24 protein-coding genes and 1 CRISPR repeat array are annotated in these 22,806 nt (G+C 35.7%); of the genes, 7 read left to right on the forward strand and 17 right to left on the reverse strand.

Going from position 1 to position 22,806, the window contains the following annotated elements:
- Window positions 1-227 precede the first annotated feature (227 nt).
- Window positions 228-4,430, forward strand: coding sequence for a DEAD/DEAH box helicase (locus tag CY0110_RS23985; RefSeq protein WP_008278195.1), 4,203 nt, complete (start codon window positions 228-230; stop codon window positions 4,428-4,430).
- A 243-nt stretch (window positions 4,431-4,673) separates the two neighbouring features.
- Here CY0110_RS23985 and CY0110_RS23990 read toward each other — a convergent pair whose 3' ends face one another.
- Window positions 4,674-6,056, reverse strand: coding sequence for an IS4 family transposase (locus CY0110_RS23990; protein ID WP_008277442.1), 1,383 nt, complete (start codon window positions 6,054-6,056; stop codon window positions 4,674-4,676).
- A gap of 364 nt (window positions 6,057-6,420) precedes the next feature.
- Between CY0110_RS23990 and CY0110_RS23995 the strand changes: the two genes are divergently transcribed.
- Window positions 6,421-6,798 (forward strand): hypothetical protein, encoded by a 378-nt coding sequence (locus CY0110_RS23995; protein ID WP_157464644.1) that lies wholly within the window; start codon window positions 6,421-6,423, stop codon window positions 6,796-6,798.
- A gap of 60 nt (window positions 6,799-6,858) precedes the next feature.
- Here the strand turns inward: CY0110_RS23995 and CY0110_RS24000 are convergent, their stop codons facing one another.
- The 3 genes from CY0110_RS24000 to CY0110_RS24010 form a co-directional block, all read right to left on the reverse strand.
- Window positions 6,859-7,485 (reverse strand): hypothetical protein, encoded by a 627-nt coding sequence (locus CY0110_RS24000; RefSeq protein ID WP_008278197.1) that lies wholly within the window; start codon window positions 7,483-7,485, stop codon window positions 6,859-6,861.
- 71 nt (window positions 7,486-7,556) lie between these two features.
- Window positions 7,557-11,165 carry a plasmid replication protein, CyRepA1 family gene (locus tag CY0110_RS24005; protein ID WP_008278198.1) on the reverse strand — a complete coding sequence of 1,203 codons (3,609 nt, stop codon included), beginning with the start codon at window positions 11,163-11,165 and terminating at the stop codon, window positions 7,557-7,559.
- A gap of 290 nt (window positions 11,166-11,455) precedes the next feature.
- A complete protein-coding gene (locus CY0110_RS24010) occupies window positions 11,456-11,752 on the reverse strand; it encodes a helix-turn-helix domain-containing protein (protein WP_008278199.1) in 297 nt (98 codons plus the stop codon).
- 361 nt (window positions 11,753-12,113) lie between these two features.
- Here CY0110_RS24010 and CY0110_RS24015 point away from each other — a divergent pair, with 361 nt between their 5' ends.
- Window positions 12,114-13,166: a GIY-YIG nuclease family protein gene (locus CY0110_RS24015; RefSeq protein ID WP_008278200.1), complete on the forward strand. Its 1,053-nt coding sequence runs from the start codon at window positions 12,114-12,116 to the stop codon at window positions 13,164-13,166.
- A 312-nt stretch (window positions 13,167-13,478) separates the two neighbouring features.
- On the opposite strand, the gene CY0110_RS30135 is transcribed toward CY0110_RS24015, so the two are convergent.
- Window positions 13,479-13,664 (reverse strand): hypothetical protein, encoded by a 186-nt coding sequence (locus CY0110_RS30135; protein WP_157464645.1) that lies wholly within the window; start codon window positions 13,662-13,664, stop codon window positions 13,479-13,481.
- A gap of 124 nt (window positions 13,665-13,788) precedes the next feature.
- Window positions 13,789-13,983 (reverse strand): hypothetical protein, encoded by a 195-nt coding sequence (locus tag CY0110_RS24020; protein WP_008278202.1) that lies wholly within the window; start codon window positions 13,981-13,983, stop codon window positions 13,789-13,791.
- Between the two features lie 101 nt (window positions 13,984-14,084).
- Window positions 14,085-14,486: direct repeats of the CRISPR family, unit length 36 nt; unit sequence GTTTCCATCCCCTGACGGGGAAAGGGTAAAGGAAAG.
- Window positions 14,487-14,925: 439 nt separating this feature from the next.
- On the opposite strand from CY0110_RS24020, the gene CY0110_RS30575 reads away from it, so the two are divergent.
- Window positions 14,926-15,204, forward strand: a complete 279-nt coding sequence (locus tag CY0110_RS30575; protein WP_008278203.1) for an IS1/IS1595 family N-terminal zinc-binding domain-containing protein — start codon at window positions 14,926-14,928, stop codon at window positions 15,202-15,204.
- A gap of 47 nt (window positions 15,205-15,251) precedes the next feature.
- Window positions 15,252-15,668: an IS1 family transposase gene (locus tag CY0110_RS30580; RefSeq protein WP_008278204.1), complete on the forward strand. Its 417-nt coding sequence runs from the start codon at window positions 15,252-15,254 to the stop codon at window positions 15,666-15,668.
- A gap of 20 nt (window positions 15,669-15,688) precedes the next feature.
- Here the strand turns inward: CY0110_RS30580 and CY0110_RS24035 are convergent, their stop codons facing one another.
- The 8 genes from CY0110_RS24035 to CY0110_RS30140 all read right to left on the reverse strand — a co-directional run bounded on the left by CY0110_RS24035 (window position 15,689) and on the right by CY0110_RS30140 (window position 20,314).
- Window positions 15,689-16,261, reverse strand: coding sequence for a hypothetical protein (locus CY0110_RS24035; protein ID WP_232285801.1), 573 nt, complete (start codon window positions 16,259-16,261; stop codon window positions 15,689-15,691).
- A gap of 74 nt (window positions 16,262-16,335) precedes the next feature.
- On the reverse strand, window positions 16,336-16,905 hold the full coding sequence (locus CY0110_RS24040; protein ID WP_008278206.1) for a hypothetical protein: 570 nt from the start codon (window positions 16,903-16,905) through the stop codon (window positions 16,336-16,338).
- A 52-nt stretch (window positions 16,906-16,957) separates the two neighbouring features.
- Window positions 16,958-17,533 carry a hypothetical protein gene (locus tag CY0110_RS24045; protein ID WP_232285802.1) on the reverse strand — a complete coding sequence of 192 codons (576 nt, stop codon included), beginning with the start codon at window positions 17,531-17,533 and terminating at the stop codon, window positions 16,958-16,960.
- A 67-nt stretch (window positions 17,534-17,600) separates the two neighbouring features.
- Entirely contained in the window at window positions 17,601-18,128 is a 528-nt protein-coding gene (locus CY0110_RS24050; protein ID WP_035800529.1) for a hypothetical protein, read from the reverse strand.
- Window positions 18,129-18,139: 11 nt separating this feature from the next.
- Window positions 18,140-18,829 (reverse strand): hypothetical protein, encoded by a 690-nt coding sequence (locus CY0110_RS24055; RefSeq protein WP_008278209.1) that lies wholly within the window; start codon window positions 18,827-18,829, stop codon window positions 18,140-18,142.
- A 283-nt stretch (window positions 18,830-19,112) separates the two neighbouring features.
- Entirely contained in the window at window positions 19,113-19,589 is a 477-nt protein-coding gene (locus tag CY0110_RS24060; RefSeq protein ID WP_008278210.1) for a hypothetical protein, read from the reverse strand.
- 104 nt (window positions 19,590-19,693) lie between these two features.
- Complete coding sequence (locus CY0110_RS31180; protein WP_008278211.1) at window positions 19,694-19,903, reverse strand: hypothetical protein; 210 nt, start codon at window positions 19,901-19,903, stop codon at window positions 19,694-19,696.
- 270 nt (window positions 19,904-20,173) lie between these two features.
- Window positions 20,174-20,314 (reverse strand): hypothetical protein, encoded by a 141-nt coding sequence (locus tag CY0110_RS30140; RefSeq protein WP_157464646.1) that lies wholly within the window; start codon window positions 20,312-20,314, stop codon window positions 20,174-20,176.
- A gap of 5 nt (window positions 20,315-20,319) precedes the next feature.
- On the opposite strand from CY0110_RS30140, the gene CY0110_RS24070 reads away from it, so the two are divergent.
- Together CY0110_RS24070 and CY0110_RS30145 are read left to right on the forward strand one after the other, a co-directional pair.
- Complete coding sequence (locus tag CY0110_RS24070) at window positions 20,320-21,054, forward strand: hypothetical protein (RefSeq protein WP_008278212.1); 735 nt, start codon at window positions 20,320-20,322, stop codon at window positions 21,052-21,054.
- An 82-nt stretch (window positions 21,055-21,136) separates the two neighbouring features.
- The gene (locus tag CY0110_RS30145) at window positions 21,137-21,421 is read left to right on the forward strand and encodes a hypothetical protein (protein WP_157464647.1); all 285 of its coding nucleotides are present in this window, start codon (window positions 21,137-21,139) and stop codon (window positions 21,419-21,421) included.
- On the opposite strand, the gene CY0110_RS24075 is transcribed toward CY0110_RS30145, so the two are convergent.
- The 3 genes from CY0110_RS24075 to CY0110_RS24085 all read right to left on the reverse strand — a co-directional run.
- Window positions 21,369-21,617, reverse strand: a complete 249-nt coding sequence (locus CY0110_RS24075) for a hypothetical protein (RefSeq protein WP_008278214.1) — start codon at window positions 21,615-21,617, stop codon at window positions 21,369-21,371. The genes CY0110_RS30145 and CY0110_RS24075 overlap by 53 nt on opposite strands.
- The gene (locus CY0110_RS24080) at window positions 21,617-22,072 is read right to left on the reverse strand and encodes a hypothetical protein (RefSeq protein ID WP_008278215.1); all 456 of its coding nucleotides are present in this window, start codon (window positions 22,070-22,072) and stop codon (window positions 21,617-21,619) included. The genes CY0110_RS24075 and CY0110_RS24080 overlap by 1 nt, the downstream gene beginning before the upstream one ends.
- 241 nt (window positions 22,073-22,313) lie before the next feature.
- Window positions 22,314-22,806 (reverse strand): S24 family peptidase (locus CY0110_RS24085; protein WP_008278216.1); only part of this gene is annotated, 493 nt, incomplete at its 5' end.

Consider the following 22,806-nt stretch of genomic DNA (forward strand, 5'->3'; position numbering starts at 1 on the left):
CGTTCGGCATTAATCGTGCTGCTGCTGGGCGATTCCTAGAGGTTCATTCTTCTTTAGTTACTCAAGTCAATCAGGTCGGTAAGGTCAAAAATATCCGTTCTCATAACCGTCGAAAAGATCCCACTCCTCTTCAATCTTTTGTTGATACTTTTGTTAAAGACTCTTCTGGTTAATTTGATTATTTCTTACTAATTTTTCTTGTTTTTTAGGAGTTTAAAATAGTAGTTATGTCTCAAAGTTTATCTCAAGAACGTCAACAACTTATTAATCTTTATCATCAAGAAACGGCTTTTCATCAACCCATTATTCAATTGCTCTCAATTATTTATGAACCCATGACTCGAACCCCTCTCCGAGCCTGTGTTCAAGCAATGGAAATTCAAGATAAAGAAGGAAAATTTTATCATACTAAAACTTTAAAAGCTTCTCTTGATCATTTACTAAAAAATAACTTGCTAATTGAAAATGACGAAAAAAAGCTAGTTGTTAATCCTCTAATTATCGAAATAGTGACTAGAGAAACTTTAATTGAAAATACTTTTGAACCATTGGCTAGTATTATTGAGCAGAAAATCCCGATTAGACAACGGAGTTGGGGAGAGCCAATTCGACAATTCGATAATGAATTACAACTAATTAGAGAAATCCGTCTTGGTCTTTATCGTCAAGATTTTGACTTCATCTCTGAGCAAATAGAAGCCTATGAATCTCAGTCTTATAATAAAGATATTCATTTAGAAACTATCATTGAATCTATTTTGGATAATCCCTTTGACCCCATCTGGTTCCGTCGTCTCCCTCAACCTCTCTTTGAAAAAACACTGGTTAGTATTCTTTCTAAAAAATTAAGCAGTCTCGATAATAGTGATGATTATTTTGAACTCTTACAAGTCACTTGTACTGAAGAAGATAATCGCTCTTCTGATGCACTCCAATTACTCTTTATTGAACAACTTATCTTCAGAAATCGTTTAGCTGAAGCTGAAGAATACCTCAATGAAATTTCTGTTTCTATTGACAACTATTATTTACTTAACTTCTATTTAGGTTTTCTCTCTTTTATTAAAGGTCATTATCAATCTTCCATTAATTACTATACTCAGTCTCTCAAAGGATTAAAAAAGCTCACTCGCAAACGTAAGATTTTTTTTGAGCCTTTTGCTGGTTTCTTCTTTATTTTAGCTCTAATTAAAGACCAATCTAGTGAGTCTCTTCAATTAGCTCAAGACTCTCTTTCTATCATTCTCAGAGATGATAATCTTCTCTTCTTAAAAAAAATTAGTTGTCAATATTTAGAACAGCTTATTTTACTACTTTCAGGAGATTTATCGGTTAAAAATGATTGGGATAAACATTATTTACCTCCTACTCCTCATCTGTTTTCTTTGTTTCCTTATTTATGCTGTTATTGGTTAAATCCTGATGAGGCTAAATCTCGTTTACCTAAATTATTAAATGAACTTTTGACTCAAACTTATCAAGCTGGTTATTACTGGCTGTGCTTTGAAATTGGACAACTTCTTTTACGTCTTCAACCTCGAAGTCACTGGAAAGATACTATTTATCAATTAACCCCCCTCAACGAGGTAACTCCTTTGGTTGATCTCCTCGATTTTCAAGAACCTTGGCAACTTAGTTTAAATGCTTTAATTAATTTAAACTCTTCTGAAAAATCGACAACCAATACTTCTTCTAATCAAAAACGCTTAGCTTGGTTTTTAAGTTTATACAAATCTGATTGGTCTTTAAAACCCAAAGAACAAGTTTTTACTAAAAAAGGGGTCTGGAGTCAAGGTCGTCCCATTGCTCTCAAGCGATTAGCTCGTAGTCCTGAGTCTTTCAGTTATCTCACTGCTCAGGATTATCAGGCTTGTTCTAAAATTAATACTTATAGCAGAGGCTTTTATGGTGATGTGGAATATCTCTTAGAAAAAGAAGCCATTATTGACTTAATTGATCATCCTTTCGTTTTTTGGGAGGATTCTCCTCAAACTAAGGTTGACTTAGTGGCTGCTACTCCTGAATTGTTAGTTAAAAAGAATCGTAAAAAAGAGATTACTTTAAAACTTTCTCCTCCTCTTTATCAAAAACAATCCCCTCTCGTTTGGCAAGACACTATCAATCTTGTTAAGGTTTTGGTTATTACTTCTGATTACGAACAAATTGCTGCTATTTTAGGTAAACGTAATCAATTAAGAGTTCCTCCCTCGGCCGAAGAACAGGTTTTGGCTGCTATTAATACTATCTCTAGTTTATGCACGGTTCATTCTGATATTGAAGGGGATATTGCTGATGCGATTGAAGTGGAAGCTCACCCTCTTCCTCATCTTCAATTATTACCAAATGATGAGGGATTAAGTGCTAGAGTGGTTGTCTGCCCTTTTGAGAAAGGTCATTCTTTTTATCATCCTGGTACCGGTGGTGCAACTGTTATTACTGAGATTGATGGTCAACGTTATCAGACGACTCGTGATCTCGAAAAAGAAAAGGATTTATTTAACGCTCTCATTGCTGATTGTTCCCTTCTTTCTTCTGGTGATCCCACTACGGGAAGATGGGATTTTGATGATCCTGAACTTTGTTTAGAATTACTTCTACAATTACAGGATTTAGAAGGTCGAGTTATTGTTGAATGGCCTGAAGGGGAGAGTCTTAAGGTGACTCAACCGGCTGGTTTTTCTCATCTTCACCTTAATGTTAATTCTCAACAAGATTGGTTTGAGGTGTCTGGTCAATTACAGTTAGATGAATCAAAAGTTTTTGATTTACAACAATTACTGACCTTATTAGAACAGAGTCCGGGTCGTTTTCTTCCTTTGGGTCAGGGACAATTTTTGGCTTTAACTGATACTTTTCGTCAACGTCTTGAAGAATTTCGTCTTTTTTCTCAACCCCATAAACAGGCTCGTCAGCTTCATCCCTTGTCTACCTTAGCTTTGCAAGATTTTTTCTCTGAGGTTGAGGATTTAACGGTTGACCAACAATGGCACGAACATTGTCAGAAAATTCAAGCCATGCACGAATTTACTCCTCAATTACCTAGCACGTTTCAGGGGGAGTTACGAGACTATCAATTGGAGGGTTTTCATTGGTTAGCTCGTCTCTCTCATTGGGACGTAGGAGCTTGTTTAGCTGATGATATGGGCTTGGGTAAAACGATTCAGGCTTTGGCTGCCATTCTCACCCGTGCTACTGCTGGCCCGACTTTAATTGTTGCTCCCACTTCTGTTTGTTTCAATTGGATTGATGAATGTTTTAAGTTTGCACCGACCCTTAATCCTATCTTATTTGGCAGTGGTAATCGTCAAGAAATTTTAGATAATTTACAACCTTTCGATTTATTAATTTGCAGTTATGGGTTATTACAACAGGAATCGGTGGCTGCTATGTTGGCTGAGGTTTCTTGGCAAACTATTGTTTTAGATGAGGCTCAATTTATTAAAAATATGACCACTAAACGCTCTCAGGCTGCTATGAAGTTACAGGGTCAGTTTAAGTTGATTACCACTGGCACTCCTCTGGAAAATCATTTAGGCGAGTTATGGAATTTATTCCGCTTTATTAATCCTGGTTTGTTGGGGTCAAAGAAACAATTTAATGACCGTTTTATTGCTCCTATCGAATCAGATTCACATAAAATTCTTCATCAACAATTGAAACGGTTGATTCAACCTTTTATTTTACGTCGTACTAAAACTCAGGTTTTATCTGAATTACCTCCTCGCACTGAGATGCTGTTATCCGTTGAATTGAGTAACGAAGAAATGGCTCTCTATGAGGCTTTACGTCGTGATTCCCTAGAAAAATTGAGCGAGAGTGATGACAGTGGCGGACAAAAACATTTACAGGTTTTGGCTGCTTTGATGAAGTTACGCCGTTGTTGTTGTCATCCGAGTTTAGTTCTTGATGATGCTTCTTTAAAGGGTTCTAAGTTACAGTTATTTCAAGAAATCCTTGAGGAGTTACTTGATAACCGTCATAAGGCTTTGGTTTTTAGTCAATTTGTTGACCATCTACAAATTATTAAATCTCATCTTGATCGACAAAAGATTAGTTATCAATATCTCGATGGTAGCACTCCTAAAAAAGAGCGACAACGACGGGTTAAGGCTTTTCAGTCTGGTGAAGGGGATGTCTTTCTTATCAGTTTAAAGGCAGGGGGAACCGGTTTAAATTTGACGGCTGCCGATTATGTCATTCATCTCGATCCTTGGTGGAATCCTGCTGTTGAAGATCAGGCTACCGATCGCGCCTACCGCATCGGCCAACAACGTCCTGTTACTGTCTATCGTTTGGTTGCTAAAGACACTATCGAGGAAAAAATTGTTCAACTTCATCATCGTAAACGGGATTTAGCTGATTCTCTTCTTTCTGGTACTGATGTTTCTGCTAAACTTTCCACTTCTGAATTATTGGATTTGATGAAATAACTCTTATTGCTTTCGTTTATACGCTCCTCAATAAACATATAAAGTCAAAAAGCCCCTTACCAGCCAAGTACGCTTTACCTCTAGCTAACTTCTTCAGTTACTTTTTGTATCTTTTGAGATTCTTCTGCCGAATTCTCCCTCTATTGTACTTTAGTCTCATTTTTCTTCATATTGCTTTTTCTTACTCCTACTCATTAATCTCTTACTTATACCTGTATAATCCTACTCATACTTGTATAATACTTATACTCGTATAAAATCTTGCATTTCTTTAATTATTATCCACATTTTCAGATAGTCACTCAATCTTTGCCATCCTTTCCATAAGGTCTGCACTCCTGGCTCTCCATCCCCTTTTCTGCACATAAATCCTCCTAATCTTCCTATCCACCTCACACATTCATATATTGTCGGTATTTCTGACGGTAACTCTTTTTTTTTAGTTATTACACAGTATAACACCTGCCATTCTTCCTCTTCCAAAGCAATGTCGGCTGGTTCATCTGGCATTTCTACTGCACAATATTTGAGCCACAATATTCTTGAGGCAATGATGCTGTAGGTGGCTAATGCTTTTTCGAGTCGCTCCCCTTTGTCTAACATCAGCTTCTCAATGCCACAACCTGTTTTCAATACATAGTGAAATCTCTCAATTAACCAACGATATGTATAATATTTTAGGACTTTTTGGGCATCTGCTAAGTTATTCACAGCTAAAGTTGTTAATAGTACCCACTTTACTGCTTTTTCTCCTTTAGGAGCTTGAATCTCTTCGGCTACGATCGCATTTATCTTCATGGACTGCATTTGCTGATACTCTGGTTTATTGAGAGGTGGTTGGATCTCCACTGATGTCCATTTCACTTGTAATCTTGCTATTCTCGGTTTTCTTCGCGGTGTTCGCCTCAATTTAATGGCTATTTCTGCCATTGATTCCAATTTCTCTAACTTAGAGAATAATTTATCTATTTCCTCTTCTGTTTTAACTCTCCTATTCTGTGCTGCTCTGATTAATAAGTGTGCGCCTTCTCTTAACGGTTCGGCCAACAACTCAAAAATGTCTCCTTCGCGATCACACACCGTTATTAATTCTATATCTTCTGGTATTGCCTCCTGTACCTCTCTTAATGACTCGATCCATCTAAAACTTTCTTTCTCTTCTATTTTCCGCTTTCTTTCTACATATCCTTTGCCTTTCCTTACTTTAGCTCTTGCCCATACTTTTTGCTTCAATAAGCCGTATGGAATTCCTTCTCCACTGACAGCCAGGACATTATGGACTTTTAATCCTTCTGCACCTTGTTTACTGATACTCCCTAATCCTCTTCTGCCTTTTTTTGGAGGAAATTCTAGCTCTGTTGTGTCTTGCACCGCTAACACCACTTTTTCTCCTGCGATCTTCTCTATTGTCGCTTTTTTATGCGCTTCTATTATTTTTTCTGCTTTCACATGACGATTTTCCCAAAACTCGTACGTGGCCTGTACATCTGATGGCTTCTCGATCGCCTGTGGAACTGTTTCGTGAGGATGTTCGGATAACTCGGAGAGCATTTTTTCAAGTCTGGTATTTAACCGTTTATCTCCTAAATCTAGAAATTTCAGTTCTTCTTCTACCCATGCTTTCATTGACTTATCCTCCTTCCGTTATTCTCTTGAATATGATTTGAGCAATTGTTGACTTTTGAACCTTTTTTCCTTATTCTTAATGAGTAAATACTCTAACTTTTCTAAACTTTTATGTCCCTAATTTTTTAACTAAATTTATTTGTAATCCAGACAATATAAGGATTAAAGGCTTTTTACTTACTTTTATTTTATCCTAATTTTTGTCTTAATTTTTATTTATTTATCTTCATCTATTTTAATTGATTTTTTACTTTTCTTTTAATTACTTTACTTATTTTAAAAACATATAGCCTCTTTTTTTATTCTGTTTTTCTTCATAATTACTGTAATTGCTCATGATTACTATCTTTCAGCCTTTTTTCTTTTGTTAACTTATGTGTGCCGAAGGGATAGCCTTATCCAAGAATTTATCAATATTTTAGAAAATAGGAATCAAAATCAATCAATTGTTGGTCGCTCACCAATAGAACCAATAGAAATGAAACTATTTTGGGATGATCTGCCAAATCTAGAAGATTGCTACAAATATCAAAGAGAGCTTATTAGTTCAGAGAAAAGTACAATTGTTTTTCAATTTATAAGAGGTCAAGAAGAAGTTACAGCCGAGTTGGTAGCAGAAAATACCGATGTAAATTTAAACGATGTCAAAGAACTTCTAATGTATTTTGCTCGCATAGGCTTTCTTGATAAGTTAAGTTCTGGAGCTTACAAAGTTAATAAGCACAACTTGATACTAGAATAGGTGTTATCATAATTTATCTGGTAAATTGGCTCCTTCTATCACTAATGTCTTGACCTTTGATTAAAGATAAGTTTCTAGCAAACACTCAATTTCATCAATCTCATAATCCAAATGAACAGAAATATTCTCATTTAGAGAATCTTCTTCCATTATGCACACATTTGAACCAAGAAATGGCAAAACTTTTTCTCCCATACTTGTCACATAGCTTGCTGAAAAATTTGGAGTGGCTAGAAAAACAATGGCTTTACTCATATCTTTTGTAATTGTTGATAAGCCTTCTTCAAAAGCTTGAACCATCTTGTCTTTAAATTCAATTGTTGCTAAATATTTTTCACTCTCAAACAGAGTCGCTTTATAGATAGGGTCTTTCCTTTTTGAGAACATTTCCACTTTCGTTGTTAACGAACCAAATTCATTATATTTATTTCTTTGCCACACCGTTCCATTGGAATCTTCATCATTCATGAGCATAAATATACAAGGTTTATTCTCATCTAGATTTTGCTGATAATAAGCTCCAAAATCTGGTATTAATTTTTTAGGTTTATATTCAGGACTAGGATTCGATTCTTTAATCAGTCTCGACTTTTTCTCCCCTTTTAATAAAGCCAACGTAGTTTCAGAGGATAGCGAAGTGAGAGATTTTTTCTTTTTTCTCTTATGTTTTCTATCAGATTTTTTCATTCTTTTTCCTCTTTTTCTAGGTCTATTATAGTAGGTAAACTGCCTATATAACCGATGATTTTAGCTAAAAATTAAACAGAAGTTAAATAATCAACTCGTAACGATCTCCTAACTCCATTAATCTCTAAAATGGCATAACGGTTAATCCCCTCCCTAAGCTCCTTAATTAACGCTTTAGCACCGATTAGAGACTTATCCAACAAGTCCCCCTGAATCTTCACCCATTGGCCTATCTTAAACGGCCAGTTAACCGGCGGACTGGCTTTTTGTAGTATCGATTCCTGATCCAGATGTGGCTGATTTTCTTTAACAGTTATTGGCACATCTGGATCATTACTTCTCTTCTCCTGGTCTGCATTACAGCCATTTTTAGACTCATGAGTTTGATGGGTACTTTTTTCTGATGATTTCGTACTACAAGATTCCTGTTGTAGTATGTTTTCGTTGTCCCATCTCAGGGTTTGGAGATGTTCGGGTGAGTAATCCCGTTCTATTCTGGCCTCAATTATTTCGGTTAGTTTGCTGATGACCCCATGAACAAAGTGATCGTGTCTGTCGGGTTCGATGACTTCAAATATGTTGATTTTAATGGGGATGACCTTATATACCCTTGTTCTTTGTTCATCTGACAAACGGCGATCGCTTAAATCATATCCAATCTGATTAAGCAACCACCGCACAAACTTGATGGGGTCTTTTGAGGGTCGTCTTCCTAAACCCTGCCAGATTTTTTTTAGGTTGGCTCGTTTAATTAATTCTTGGACCGGTTCACTATCGGCTGTAAATTCCCCTGCTACTTCGATAAAGTAAAGAAGTCTTAAATCAAACAACGCTTTTAGAAATAGATAACGGGGCTTAATTTTCCAAGGACAAAGCTTTCCTATTCTAGCTTTATTTAATAGGTTATGATAAAATTTTTTAACCTTTACTAAGGCTGGTGAGTTTTCTTGGTCAAATTTCTCAAGATAGATTCTATTTTCTATCTGAGTTATTAGATTGGGATATTTATATTTAACCAGGTAAATTAACTCAGGACTCCAAAAAGCAGAGTCTTGAATATTAGGTAAAAGTTTGATGAGTTTAGCTTTCATTAACGCACATCTATCTTCCCAATGAGCGTCTTGGCTTAACATCATCCAAGGTTTATCTAGGTACTTATCAGAAGACTCAAAGATATCTGTTGAGTTCTGAAACCTAGTTTTTATCTTCTCTTTTGAAACCTCTTTATTAACCGTTTTAAATGGGTCTTGATATTCGGGTGTATAACGATTACAAATATCATATCCTTGTTGTTCTAATAACCAATAAACACACTGTCTAAGGTTAGCTTTTTCATAATTTATCATTGCTTCTAATCGTTGGGCTAGTTTACTCTCAGGAGTATCTAAGTCTTCTTTAACTTTGGTTAATAACTCACTGATTAGTTCTTCTTTGTTATCCTCACCAACCATTGCTAAATGGAGATCACGGGTTAACCGTTGGTTAAAATGATATTGTAGCTTTTCTAAGAAAGGCGATTTAATACTATTCCCATCATCTACCTTGGTAAAGGGATTTACCCATAAATAACGGGTCACTTGACTATCTCTAATTCTCCCTATTATCTGAGTAATTGAATCTGCATCTAATGCCCCATAAAATAAACCAAAGAAGTGACTAAAATAGTTACTAATCTTAATATCTAAGCCACTCTCACAGGAAGGAGAAAATAACAATCTATCTATTTTATTCTCCCTTAAATACTTATCAGGGTCTTTTAAGAATTCTTTAACTTCTGGTTGATTGATTGTTTTTGAGTCAATTCTTAATACTTTGTAACCTAACTTATCTAAAATTCTATGTAATGATTCTAGTAAGGTTTGATTGTCAGAGGCGATCGCTCCTGTCATATCGCTAATAGTTATTAAGTCATATAACCAAGGGGCATGATCCCGTTTTCTTAGTTTTGTTTTCTTGATGGTTCCTTCTAATAAAACTAAGTTAGCTTTATTACCTTTATAGGTATTTTCTACTTTTTCTATCTTTTTGGTGGGGTCACAAGCTTGAATAAAGTCACAGTACATATCTGATAGATTACCATCAAAACAGATAATTCTATCAGCTTTTTTAATGGCTTCTTTGACTAATTCTATGGCTTGTTCCCGACTATTAATAGTTCGGGAAAATAACAGATGTTTTAAGACTGAGATGATTTCGTCTAGTAGTAAGACTTTCTCATCGAAGTCATTGGCATTAAAGCGATAATGTGAGTTAATACAAGCTGTGACTTTTCCTTGAGGATTCCTAATATAAAGACTACTTTCTTGTTCATGAATATGGGTGAATTCTATGTTTTTACCTGTTTCTTTCTTAGCCTTAGAGGTTTTCTCACAAAACTGGTAAAGTAAGGAATTTCTATATCCTAAGCTTACCGCACCATAGTTCTCTAATCCGTTTTTAAACCACTCAATTGTATTGGTTGTTTTACCCGTTCCTAACCCTGATTTACCGCATAAGATAGAGTTCTTATCGGGTACACTTAAGTCTAAATACTCCTGCTCTACTGTTTTTGTTGGGGTAAACTGTTTACAACTTTTCCAGGCTTTAAAGGCTTTTTGATGGTAAATTAATTGGTCTGATTTTTCCTTGAACTCATCAATAGAAATTAAGCTTATCTTAAGGTTTTTGACATCAATTTCATCAATGTCTAAGCCAGTTTCTTTATTGGCTAACTGTCCCCAATCCGCTACTTGTAAATCAGGCAAGATTTTTCCTAATTTGCTGTATGCGATCGCTACATTTCCATTGATGATAGAACCTGCATCGGCATACAAAATAAATTCAACCTCATCCCATCCGTATCGCTCTTTGATTGAGGCGATCGCACCTTCTATGGCCTCACTACTACTACCAAAGTTCCCCCCACTGGCCCCAATAACAGGAATCCCCACCTTAGATGATGCTAGAAGGGGTTTATATTCTAATCCTTCAGTAAACCCTATTATTTGCTTTTCAGGGGCTTTATGGGGCAAATAAACACCGATAGGTTGCTCCCCTGATGGTAGATGATACTTTACCCCACGCTTAGCACTGCTGAGGGGATAGTATTTGTTCTCTGTTTCAGGAGTAAGATCATTAACCCTCAGATGCGTATATAATCCGTCTTCATTAGGAATAGGGATCAGTATTCCGTCTGTATGGTTAATTAAGCTTAAACCGTCATATTTAACTCCTGATAAACGATTACTGACAGGATTACTGAGTTTCTGCCATTGTTTGACACTGCGATAGTTGCTTTCGTTGATTTGGCGATCGCTTATTCCCCTTCCTTTCAAGATTTGAACATGGTGATCGCTTAACGTTAGTTGGCCTAGGATTTCCCGAATAACTCTATCTCGTTCGGGTATGGGTAGCAGGGCATTAAGTTGTTCTCGTTCCTGTTGTTGCCGTTGCCGTTGCCGTTGCCGTTGTTGTTCTTCTAACCATTCTTGGCAACGTTCATCGGCCCAGGCATCCGCATCGGGCTTATATGCCCATATATTGAAGCCCCAAGTGTCTTGACCCCTGTATAGGTAGTCTTTGGGGTTGGCTTCGTTGCTGCGACAGTGGACTAGGCCGGTTGTTGTGTTTTGTCGGCAGTCAGGGCGTTCTCCTTGGCATACTGGACAGGAAGTGCGGCGATTATATCTAATCCAGTCCATTTGTACTCCCTCTTTGAGATATGGGGGAGTAGATGATGGAACTTAAGAAAAATTTTCCATCACTTTCAGATCCGCCACAAGGCAGACTACGTATAAGTTTCATTCCTTTCTCCAGAAGTTAGTATCGGCTTCTGGCTACCCTCAAACTGGCGTTAGTGGGGAATCTTGAGTGACAATAGAAGTAATAAATTATAGTTTTCGGGCTTGGTTCAGCCCTGTTGGTTAGGAAAAGATTTCCGTATTTGCCATCGGGGTTAGCCAGCTTTTTGCTTTTTTACTTTGCAGAATAATTAGACTTTGTTCTCTTTTTTCACTCCACTACCCATTATCAAGTTAATTTCGTCAGGAGTCAGAGAGAATTTGATGAGATCCTTCGGTTCAATAATCGGTTTTCCTTGAGGACGTAACGAGTTTAGTCCTATCAGTAATTCGTTTAATGTTCCTTCTGTCAGTCTTGGCATTCTGGTACTTCTTAAATTAGAAATGGCATTATTGCTCACGCCCATAACCCTAGCCAAGTCACCGGCCTTGATCCCATAGCTTTCCATTAAATTGATGAGATTCCAACTGATCAACGTTTTATCCATACATACACTTCTCCTTATTACTATACAATTCTAGTTTTCCCCTTTATATTACACTTTAGACTTTTAAATTACAAGTTTTAAAGCTGATAAGTTTCGTAGTTTTAGATTTTTTTATCTTTTTAAAATCAAAATACGAGCAATTTAGTTATTTTGAAAGAAAAAAATCTCACAGTTTATCATTTTCTCTGTTTTTATTGCTTTTAATCTTAATTACCCTAATTTTTAGTAATTTTCAAAAATATTAACGATAATTAAGACACAGCACACCTACAAAAATTTATTGGAAAATACGAGATAACCCCGTTGTTCTTACCTTTCAAAGCAAATAGGCTATTAAATAGTATTAATATATTTATTTTTTATGAAGACAGAGCCAAGTATTTTAGCTTTACCCAAAGTTGCTTTAGAAAACCGAAAACAATTACCCTTAGTTTCTGGTATTTATTATGTGATTGATCAGAACGATGTAATCTGGTACATTGGTCAAGCTAAAAATCTTCAAGCTCGTTGGAAAAGCCAATCTCACCATAGACTATTTCAATTAAAATCACAGAAGAAAATAAAATTTACTATTTATTATCAAATTCTCGAATCTTCAAAACTTAATGAGGTTGAACAAAAAGAAATTGCTAAATATCACCCTCATTTAAACCAAAGTAAAGTTAAACATCAAAAAGTTAGACCAGCAGAAAGCTTATTACGAGAAACTCTGATTAAGTTCTCTGGTTATATCGTTGTCTTAGGTATTGAACCACCGAGAGAATTAGATTCTAATTTAATTCAACAGTGTCAATTTTATAATGAAAAATGGTGGATACAAAAGAAAGTTTTAACCTCTAATGTCGTCCATCTTGGTCTTGATGCTACTAAACTAAATGAATTTGCTAATGAAGAAATTGAGACGTTTGCTTGTTTAATTGATAGTCCCTTTAAAACTAGAAAAAACTATTCCAATAAATGGCAACAACCCCCTGGAGCTAGGAAGAATCCACATATTGGTGTTGGACATGGTGCGCGTCTTTTTGTTAATGGTTTTGTTATTGAGATATCTGTAATCTACGGTATTCAAGAGTTACTAATAGATATCAACAATACTACTTTAGCATCTGAAAGTATTTTTAGTCTTAATCCACAATCATTACATCAACTTCAAAATAAATGGTTTAAAGCTTTAGCTGGTATTTATCCAATAGAAAAAGAAATTAAAGAAAAACAAAAAAATTATCCTAGTAATTTAGTTCTCTCAAGATTACAACCTTATACAGACAATCCTATCCCTATTGTTTTTAAAGAAAATTTAGATAAGTCCATATTGACAAGTGAACTTCAGAAGATTAAAGATGAGTATAAATCAGGAAAAAGAGGCGTAGGCAGTCGTTCAAAAAAAAACAACTTTCAAATAAGTATCAATTAGGACAAAAAAATAATCCATTCCCTCTTTCTGCTATATCAAGTTGGCCTTCACGATCTCTTAGACACATAGAGTTTTTACCAAAATATTCGGGAATTTATATTGTTGAAGTTGTTGCACATAACCAACACTTTATCTGGTATGTGGGTCAAGCCAAAAATCTACGTTCTAGCTGGATAGGAGATAAACATCATCTTCATTCGCAATTGGATAGATGCGAAGAAACACTCTTTTACATGGTTTATTATCACGAGTTTCCGCAAGAAAAATTAGATGAGAAACAACAGTATTATATAGATTTACTTGAGCCTATCCTTAATCTTTAATAAGGAGGTAACAGTGCGATCGCAAAGTTTCCATCCCCTCACGGGGAATAAGTGTTTTGAAACAAGTATTAATGGTTTCGGTTTCAGCATCAAACCTGTCGTTTCCATCCCCGTGAGGGGAATAAGTGTTTTGAAACTGCGGAGCTTTAGAAACTATATATAATGAGGTTTTCAAGGTACGTTTGCGCTTAAGCCTTTCAAAATTGCCTTTGACTCTCTTCGATGATAACCCAAAACCTCTGAAACCCTTACTCTGACTGGTGCGCTTCAGGCTCAAAAACTCGAACCCTCCCTAAGCTTCACCCCATTAGGGTTACAAGCATTTTCACCCACTTGCTTCTTTCTACATCTACACCGTAGCGCAAGACAATCCCTTTTGCGATCGCTTTTTTCCTTCTCATCATAGTTAGCTTTAGGCTTGAAGCCTCATACTGTAACAGGGTTTCAGCATGAAAGTCCCTTGTTCCCCAGGCTCCAGACGGGTTAACGCTCATTGTCCCCTGCCTGCTGAGTCAGCCTTAGTGCATTAGGGAATGCACCATCTCTTGGAGGATTTCTCCTCCAAGAGCATTGCGGTCGCACGCTTTCGTAGCGCACTTCCATCCCCTGACGGGGAAAGGGTAGAGGAAAGAATTCATGGACTTTCTCTCGAAAACTTCGAGGAAACCGTTTTGTTTCCATCCCCTGACGGGGAAAGGGTAAAGGAAAGATTATAGGTCTCAAAATTCTCTTTAGCGTTTATTTTTCGTTTCCATCCCCTGACGGGGAAAGGGTAAAGGAAAGTGCCGTGATAGATGGTCTCAGTCGTTGCAATAACTGTTTCCATCCCCTGACGGGGAAAGGGTAAAGGAAAGAGGACACCAACTTGAAGTGCCCGTCTCGTTAACAGAAAGTTTCCATCCCCTGACGGGGAAAGGGTAAAGGAAAGATGTTTTATGAGTGGCAAGTTGTCACAACTACAGTTTCCATCCCCTGACGGGGAAAGGGTAAAGGAAAGAGTTCGTCTGAGGAGCCTTACAGAGACTGGGTTACAGAGGACAAATCGACGCACCCCCTTAGATCGAAATAAATTTCCCTCAGAAAATAATTTTTCGTAACCCTCAAACCCTGATGGTGTAAGGCATCGACGCAGGTCTACGAAAGAATGGGGGTTTGAGGCTAGTGGGCTACCTGCGTGGATTTCGAGAATGGTAGGAAAGCTTTATTAAGTTTTCAAGGTTCTTTATTTAATGAATTAATAGTATCATAAATCTATTAAACTTACCCAAAAAACTGAAGTTTTTTGATATTTCTTAATAGTAAAAATCTAATAATATCCTCATTCAAAAATAAAAATTATCAATGGATTGGTAGTGATATAAATCTGTTGAAAGAGGGATGATTAAGAATTGGATTTGAGTTAAAGTAATAAATGAAGAACTCAAATTAACTTTTCGATGACTGTTTGGTTAGCTATTGAATGTCCTCATTGCCATTCAACTGATGTTGTTAAAAATGGTTTCTCAGGAGAAGGAAAACAAAGATATTTCTGTCAAAATAAGAGCTGCGAACGCCGTAGTTTTATTCGTGATTATAGCTATAATGGATGTCGTAAAGAAGTCAAAAAGCAAATTCCCAAAATGGTGGTAAATGGAAGTGGAATTAGAGATACAGCCAGAGTATTAGAAATCAGCCCCATAACGGTAGCATCAGAACTAAAAAAAAGCGAAGATTAATTGAGAAAGTTAATTACAAATACTTGAAAAGAAGGGATAATAAGGAGATGAAAGTAATACTTCAAAAAGCAGAAGTAGATAAAATGAAAATTTTTGTTGCCAAAAAAGAGCATGAAAGATGGTTATGGCACGCTATTGATCATCAAACAGGAACAATATTAGCCTATGTTCTAGGGCAAAGAACAGATCAAATGTTTTTGAAGCTAAAAACAATGCTTAAACCATTTGGGATTAGTGAGTTTTATACAGACAATTGGGGAAGTTATAAACGTCATTTATCTGATGAACAGAGAACAGTCAGTAAGTATAAAATGCAAAAAATTGAAAGAAAACATTTAACATTAAGAACAAGAATTAAGAGATTGCAGAGGAAAACTATTTGCTTTTCCAAGATATCGCCAATGCACGATTTAGTGATTGGTTTGTACATTAATAAATACGAATTTCATAGAAATATTATCTAGCTATCCACAGATTTATATCACTACCAGGGAATGGAAAGAACATTACAAATTTCTCGTCCTTTGATAGTTGTTGTTTTGAGGCGAGAAAAAACATTTTCTTCCCACTGATATGGAGTAATGTCAATTACGTTAGAACCAACTAGGAAATTTCCACAATTTATTTTTCCTGTATTAGCTGGATTAGATGTATAGAGAACAAAGCCACTTCCATAAGGTCTTATTTCAATAAAGTTCATCGTTGAAAAAATGGGTTTAATTTTTCTTGATTGACTTTCAAAAATGTAGGCATGAGTTGAAATACCACTTCCTCCTCCACTTGACAGTAAAACGACTAAAGCATCTTCTTTGAAATCATCATTAAAGTCTCTGTACTCAACTTTCTCTAATGAAACATAACCCCAATCATCATCTTGATACTGACCTTGTTTGAGGGTTATATTTCCAGAAGGTCCCATTCCTCCTTCTCTTATTTGGTAAGTAAAATTATTAAAATCTATTTGCCTAATTATTTCTTCGGCATGGCTAGGTGGTATAAGTAAAAATCCTAGAAAAAAAGAGGTTATTAATCCAGTTAACAATTGATTGTTTTTCATAACTTTGCCCATTAATAATTAAGTTTAACTTTGCAACGGAATGCTATTAAGACTAAAAGTAAACAGCTTAGCCCTCATTGATTTAATAATGTGATTCTACTCAAGAAATTAGTTAAGTCTTGTAGTTCAACTTCACAGTCACATCTAATTGAGACTTCTAGTAGTTTTGATTGATCTGGAATGGTTCCTAAAAAAGTCATACTATAACCACTCTCAGAAACTATAATATAGCCAGGGATTCTACTATTTTCATAAGAAAAATATGTTTTCAAGTCACCATGATAAATATCTAAAATTAGTTCCTTTAAACCTTCTGAGTGGTTATTTTCAATTAATCTAATACTTTCGGAATAACGACCTGTATGATATTGGGCTATACCACCATTGGCTATACATTCAAGAAATTGGTAATCATTAGGATGAAGAATTTCTACAGAACGGTCTTGTTTCAGCATAACTCTATAGTTTTCAGGAATATCAACACTTATTCCAAAACCTTCAAGGTTTAGTCTTCTATAAGTAGGAGAAGGAGATTCATAATTGCCATCAATTTCACATAGCACCTCAGCAAAACTTGGTTGAGATAAAAAAGAGACCAATAAGCTAATAGAAGAAAATAAGGTAATAATTGATAAAAATTTCATAATAGCCTTACATTGATAATTTTCAAAATAGGAACACTAAAAAATTAGAAGGTTATGGAGTTTTAGAGAGTAAAGTTATATTAGGTAACATACATTTCAAGACTTGTAACCCTGGCGCACCTGGATATATATGTATTCCTAATAGTTGCTTTCCTGGTATATCTATATAGTAAGCAGCACCATCACCTAGTTCAATTAAGTATCCAGATCGTAAGTTTCCCAATGAATCTAATATTTTATGCTCTTTCATATAGCCAAGAGAATCTCTATTTTGATGAGCATGATTTAAAATTTCTTCTAAAGATGTTTGTTCAAAGAATATATAGATGTTAGGATAATCTCCTAGATAATCTGCACGGGAATCATTCGGTTTCTGAAGAACCTCGAATATATCTTGTCTGATAATATCAACTCTCTTTAATCCATTGAGACCACTCATTGCTCTATAGTTGGTTGGAATATTGCTAATTTTAATGCCAAAATCTTCCAAAACGATAGTACGGTTAGTTGTAGCTGCTGGTGTTCCATAAAAGTTGGACAAATTACATTTATCTTTTCCATTTATCTTGACACTGTTAGGAAGAAATTGAGCAGAGGTTTGCTCAAAATAACCTAATGTAGTAGACAAAAAGGTTAATATAAACACTAGAAAATACAAATTGCACCGTTTCATAACTTGTTCTTACCCTCATTAATTAGTCTGGAAAATAATTTTTAAGTGGATCGTAGTCAAAAGGAAGCTTATTCCAGTTCCAATAAAAGTCCCAATCGCCTGGAAATTGTTCATCTTTGTAATGAATTCGACTAAAACCATCTCGACGCATCGTCCAATCAGACCAAGTTGGCCCAGAAAACGAAACGAGGGCTACTTGTGGACAAAAGGGTGCAAGACGTTGAGCTATTTGTAGCATCACCCTTTCTCTTTCTCCAGAACCAAAGTCTCCTGAAAGGGCAGAAAAACCAATTGAATAGTTACCCTTATAATCTCTAGCGACATCTACAGAGGTTTTCTCGAAATGTTCACGAGTCGGTTGATATCGTCTTATTTGATTAAAGACTTCAGATGTAATGGTACGACATTCATCGGAAAGCACTTCTATTGATAAATTTCTTTGAGCTAAAGAAGGAGACACATCAATGATAATTGGCAGGGTTATCAAAGCGGTACTTAGAAACTGTTTGAATGACAAAAATAGAAATTTATGTCTAAAGAAATTCTTCATTTTTTAAATTCTTAAAGGTGGGTATCTATAACGATTTTGTGTCCGTAATCAACTCTAACTGTTAATTTCACTTGGGTTTTTGAATTCCAAAAATCAATATAACAACCAGACCATCCATTTCCACAAGTTAAACAGGGGGCATTACTCTCACAGATGTTTTGATTGCTTGCTGAAACAGCTGTTTCCTCTTGCGTGACTATCCTAAAACCATTGGTATATAAAAGTTGTTTAGCTTGTGATAAATTCATTCCTGCCTTCAGGTAATTAGGACTTAAGTTATTGCAAAGATACCTATTAAGAAGCGTGCTATGGTAAGGATTCAAAACATAATAGTCAAACTGGTCAGGTGGTACATTTAGCTCATTAACAAATTCTCCTTCGTAATAAGTTTTAAAAGCCTTTGCCTGAATAACTTTAACTTGTTTATTAGTAAATTTTTTGGACTGACAACTATCTATTCTTTTCCCTTTGACAGCTAAATATTGTTGTTTTTTGTCTGAATCATAGAAAAAGTAAGCAAACTCCGAAGTAACGGAATTGTCAGTTTTTTGAAGACTATTTTTGTTGATTTCTATCCTCACATTAGGATGACCAACACTAATCCATTGAGACCCTAAATAACTATTCGTTTGAGCCGATAGCTCCATAGCACTAGAGCTAGACAGGACAGCAGCAATTGTTAACGACAGAAAAGAGCGCATGAGATAATTTCTCTCCATTTTTATTGAATAAAAAGAGTATGATTACTAAGGATTGCGATTAGGGGAAAAACTAGCGAAGCTGTCACCAGGGGCAATCTAGCTTGAAACTCTTACTGTGTAAGGATTTCGAGTTGCCAAAATTGAGCGATCGCAAAAGTAAGAATATTGCAGTCTTTGACTAATCTCTGCAAAATCCAGATTTTCTAATCAAGTAACTTAATAGCTGAAACATAGTCAATGCAAGGATTCTGGCGATTCTTGTTTAAGATAGAATTTGATTACCTTAAACACTAAAACCTGCAAAATTATCTAGATTGCCCCTCATGTCACGCTCCCTAGTTTTCCCCCGATTAGTAATTGATTTAGAATAAACTTGCCACTGTTCAACGCCAGGGCCTTGGTCTAGTTGCTCATCTACTTGACCGATGGTTTTTACTTCTAAGTAATTCCCATAAACATCAACAAACTCAAAAAGACACGGAGCTAGTCCTGTGCCAGAGCAACTTGATACTTCCCAAAATCCTTTCTCTAGTAACCATTTCCCGTTACCATATTCTGTCCATAGAGGTCGTGGAGTGGTACTTCTGAAAGAATACTCTGTGACATGAGGTTGCCAACCATGAGATATTAGCTTTTCACGCGCTTTTTCATATTCAAGTCCATATAAATTGGGAATTGGAGCATGATGTTGAGCAATTGCTGGCACACAAGTTAGGGTCAATGTAGAAATTCCGAGTGCTATTGCTTGAAGATTTTTCATTTCAAAATCCCGTCGCTGATATTGACTGAAAAGTTAGTCTAGTAATAACTTTCCCAAAACAACACTAGAAATCTTCATCACGTAGCCCAATTTGCTCAACCCCCTTAACGGCCTACCTTCTTAGATTCACCTTTTTGAGATGAGGCTTTCTCTTGAAGCAAACTCACTCCTTCAAGAGAATCAGTATTTAACACCCTTTCTGTTAATTTCGCTAACACAGCTTGACGAATTTGCTCATTATCTGGCAGTATATCTAGAATTTGCTGAACGTATTTCTCTACTTTGTCTTCATTACTATTATCTACCCAAACCATCCGATGGGTTTCCTCCCCATCAGGACGAGTAACAGGGTAAACGCATCAAAAATGCGTGCAAAATTGAGTTATAATGTGTTTAAGGTTTCAAATTACCTGGTAATTTGAAAAACCTTCACAAAAACTTCTACAGAAGAAAAAAGGCTTGTTAATGCAAGCATTTAGTATGAAAATAAACAGCCTTTTATTGACCTCTTACTGAGATCGTTTTTAGAAGTTCTTTAGACAAGCGATCTGGCTTCGCCAGATCCGCTTTGCGGTGCGCTACTATTAGATACCTAAAACTTTAGCCAAATATTTATTATCCCAAGCAGCTTTGAGTCGTTTATTCTTCTTTTCGTGGTTCATTCTCTGATGAATTAGAGGATCAAGCAATAGTAAGGGAAGAAGAGAATAACCGTGACCATTCACAAGAGTTGACCTTCCCAAGTAATGAACAATTACAAGAGTTTTTCAGAGAAGAACGGGGTAATATGGTACAAATTGATTATATTTTGCATCATTTCTTTGATATTAGTCCAGAAACTCCCCAAGAAACCATTAAAGATAAGCTCAAAAAGCAACTCAAAATAGGTTCACAACAACATAAGTGGTCACAGGTTCCCGACGCACCTGATTGTTGGACTTTTACTCTCTCAGATTTTGCTGAATTTGCTCCTTCTACTCAAGAGAATCCTTTATTTCCTAATTTAAAAAGTGAAGTCTTACCCACTAAAAAAGTAGCAGAATTATTATCAATTCAACCTGAAAGAATTTATGAAATAAGGAATCTTTATTCTGATGACTTTATTAAAGGCACTGATTATTTTCAGAATAATAAGGGTCATTACTTATGGAGCCAAAAAGGAGTGGAAAAACTATCCGGCTTTAACAATAAATTAGGGTCAAAAAAAACACAAAACTCATCAACCCCGAAAGATAACTCATCGAATTTGAAGTCATCTCCACCCCAAATGCTACCCTCATATCACGGGTTAGCTACGGAAAAAGCTATCAAAAAGCTGTTTCAATCCTCCCCTGGTAGAGAATGGACAATTAGCCAAGAGTCCTTTGTTAGAGATAAAATTACTAAAGGTTTATCAAAAGGACATCTAGACGGACTCTGGAGAAGAGTTCCTAGAAAAGTTGGGGTTTATAGTTCTCAAAACTAATTAAATTGTTTACTATAATAAGTAATGAGCTTTAGCTAAAAGCCTACTTTTTTTTATGACTAATGTAATTTATACTGACATAATGTCTAACTCAAATTCTCCCCTTTCCCCCCTTATCCAAAAATTTATCAATATTTTAGAAAATAGGAATCAAAATCAATCAATTGTTGGTCGCTCACCAATAGAACCAATAGAAATGAAACTATTTTGGGATGATCTGCCGAATCTAGAAGATTACTACAAATATCAAAGAGAGCTTATTAGTTCAGAGAAAAGTACAATTGTTTTTCAATTTATAAGAGGTCAAGAAGAAGTTACAGCCGAGTTGGTAGCAGAAAATACCGATGTAAATTTAAACGATGAGTAAAGATTGCTTTTTTTAGCTCTTGCTTTGGGTCAGCAGAAATTCCTAATATTTCTTGAAAAACTTCACTTCGAGATGGTGGTAAATAAGAGACAAGCTCCTGAAAGTTTTGTTGATTAGCTTCTTGATTAGAAGCTAAAATCATTCCTGTTTCTAACCATTGCTCAAATTTCGTTTCTAGAAAGAAACTAACTATCATTAATTTTCCTCGAAGTCTTTTGATTGTTGCTCCGAATTCATAACTAACTGAACACATTTTATATTTTTAAGTTCTCCAATGTAAAGGTTTCCCTTTTCTCTTATTTTATTAAATAAGTTTTCGGCTTCGCTGTACTGTAGTTGTCTGTCAATACTTTCTAAAGATTTTTCTTGAGACAGTTGATAACTATAACCAGTAACTTTTTGACTTTCTAATCTAACTAATTTGATAATTTCATAGTCAATAAAAGTGCGATTTCTAAGATAAATCTCAGTGGGCTTGATTGCTTCTTCGATTGCTTCAGAAAACTTTAGTAATTCTGACAGCACTTTACGTTCATTTAAGGCTTGCCCTTTTTCTAAAAAAGTTGGGTTTTTAGGACAATCCCCAAATCCAGCCCATCCTGCTCGGTTCGCCATTTCTGCTATTAAATAATGGTTAAATCGAATGTACATATTGACTTGGTTCCTTCGTAATTTACTTAAATTTTAACAGTAATGTCGAGAAAAAATGATCTATGAAACCATTATTCTCTTTGTTTGCTATTAATCTCAGATGTACTCAGGCGTTCCTCAACACTTTAATCTCCTCAATTACGGATAAGGGATAAACATAGAGAAGATTTTATATTTAAAAACTGTTTTATTTTTAACATTTTTGTTTATTTTTAAAACTTGATTGTACTATGAAACCTTACTAATTATCTCTCCATATTCCTACAACAACCCCTTGTATTTTTACAGTCTTTCTCGGAATTTTCAAGATCGTTTCTTGATCGAAAGAAATTAAAGTTACCTCAGAAAAATCTAATGTGTATCTTCCTAATCTGACACCATAACCTTCGACATTAGCAGCGACTATTTCCCCGTTTTTTACCGTTTCTCCTGGAGCTAAACGACGGATAATGGCTATGTCTTCATGGGCGATCGCTTCATCTACTAAACTATTCCCTTCTATCCGTAAAGCGTAGTATTCATTTTGGTTGACAAGGTAGGGAAGTTCTAAGATTGATTGTTCATCGGTGAAAGGTTCGACTAAACCACCAGCAGCTATAGCCCCTTTGATAACAATCCCTGGTTTCTTAACTTTTAGGGGTTTGATGGTTCTTGCTTTCCCTTCAATCCATGTCACATAACCTTTGTTTCGCAACCGTTGTAAACGGGATTGAACAGGGGCTGGCGAACGTAAA

The sequence above is a fragment of the Crocosphaera chwakensis CCY0110 genome, from assembly GCF_000169335.1.
In the GTDB taxonomy this organism is placed as follows: Bacteria; Cyanobacteriota; Cyanobacteriia; order Cyanobacteriales; family Microcystaceae; genus Crocosphaera; species Crocosphaera chwakensis.

What these genes read in the sequence shown, in the direction of transcription:
- CY0110_RS23985 (WP_008278195.1), top strand. Translation starts at nt 228, where the DNA reads ATGTCTCAAAGTTTATCTCAAGAACGTCAACAACTTATTAATCTTTAT.
- CY0110_RS23990 (WP_008277442.1), bottom strand. Translation starts at nt 6,056, where the DNA reads ATGAAAGCATGGGTAGAAGAAGAACTGAAATTTCTAGATTTAGGAGAT.
- CY0110_RS24000 (WP_008278197.1), bottom strand. Translation starts at nt 7,485, where the DNA reads ATGAAAAAATCTGATAGAAAACATAAGAGAAAAAAGAAAAAATCTCTC.
- CY0110_RS24005 (WP_008278198.1), bottom strand. Translation starts at nt 11,165, where the DNA reads ATGGACTGGATTAGATATAATCGCCGCACTTCCTGTCCAGTATGCCAA.
- CY0110_RS24010 (WP_008278199.1), bottom strand. Translation starts at nt 11,752, where the DNA reads ATGGATAAAACGTTGATCAGTTGGAATCTCATCAATTTAATGGAAAGC.
- CY0110_RS24015 (WP_008278200.1), top strand. Translation starts at nt 12,114, where the DNA reads ATGAAGACAGAGCCAAGTATTTTAGCTTTACCCAAAGTTGCTTTAGAA.
- CY0110_RS24020 (WP_008278202.1), bottom strand. Translation starts at nt 13,983, where the DNA reads ATGAGCGTTAACCCGTCTGGAGCCTGGGGAACAAGGGACTTTCATGCT.
- CY0110_RS30575 (WP_008278203.1), top strand. Translation starts at nt 14,926, where the DNA reads ATGACTGTTTGGTTAGCTATTGAATGTCCTCATTGCCATTCAACTGAT.
- CY0110_RS30580 (WP_008278204.1), top strand. Translation starts at nt 15,252, where the DNA reads ATGAAAGTAATACTTCAAAAAGCAGAAGTAGATAAAATGAAAATTTTT.
- CY0110_RS24035 (WP_232285801.1), bottom strand. Translation starts at nt 16,261, where the DNA reads ATGAAAAACAATCAATTGTTAACTGGATTAATAACCTCTTTTTTTCTA.
- CY0110_RS24040 (WP_008278206.1), bottom strand. Translation starts at nt 16,905, where the DNA reads ATGAAATTTTTATCAATTATTACCTTATTTTCTTCTATTAGCTTATTG.
- CY0110_RS24050 (WP_035800529.1), bottom strand. Translation starts at nt 18,128, where the DNA reads ATGAAGAATTTCTTTAGACATAAATTTCTATTTTTGTCATTCAAACAG.
- CY0110_RS24055 (WP_008278209.1), bottom strand. Translation starts at nt 18,829, where the DNA reads ATGCGCTCTTTTCTGTCGTTAACAATTGCTGCTGTCCTGTCTAGCTCT.
- CY0110_RS24060 (WP_008278210.1), bottom strand. Translation starts at nt 19,589, where the DNA reads ATGAAAAATCTTCAAGCAATAGCACTCGGAATTTCTACATTGACCCTA.
- CY0110_RS31180 (WP_008278211.1), bottom strand. Translation starts at nt 19,903, where the DNA reads ATGGTTTGGGTAGATAATAGTAATGAAGACAAAGTAGAGAAATACGTT.
- CY0110_RS30145 (WP_157464647.1), top strand. Translation starts at nt 21,137, where the DNA reads ATGTCTAACTCAAATTCTCCCCTTTCCCCCCTTATCCAAAAATTTATC.
- CY0110_RS24075 (WP_008278214.1), bottom strand. Translation starts at nt 21,617, where the DNA reads ATGATAGTTAGTTTCTTTCTAGAAACGAAATTTGAGCAATGGTTAGAA.
- CY0110_RS24080 (WP_008278215.1), bottom strand. Translation starts at nt 22,072, where the DNA reads ATGTACATTCGATTTAACCATTATTTAATAGCAGAAATGGCGAACCGA.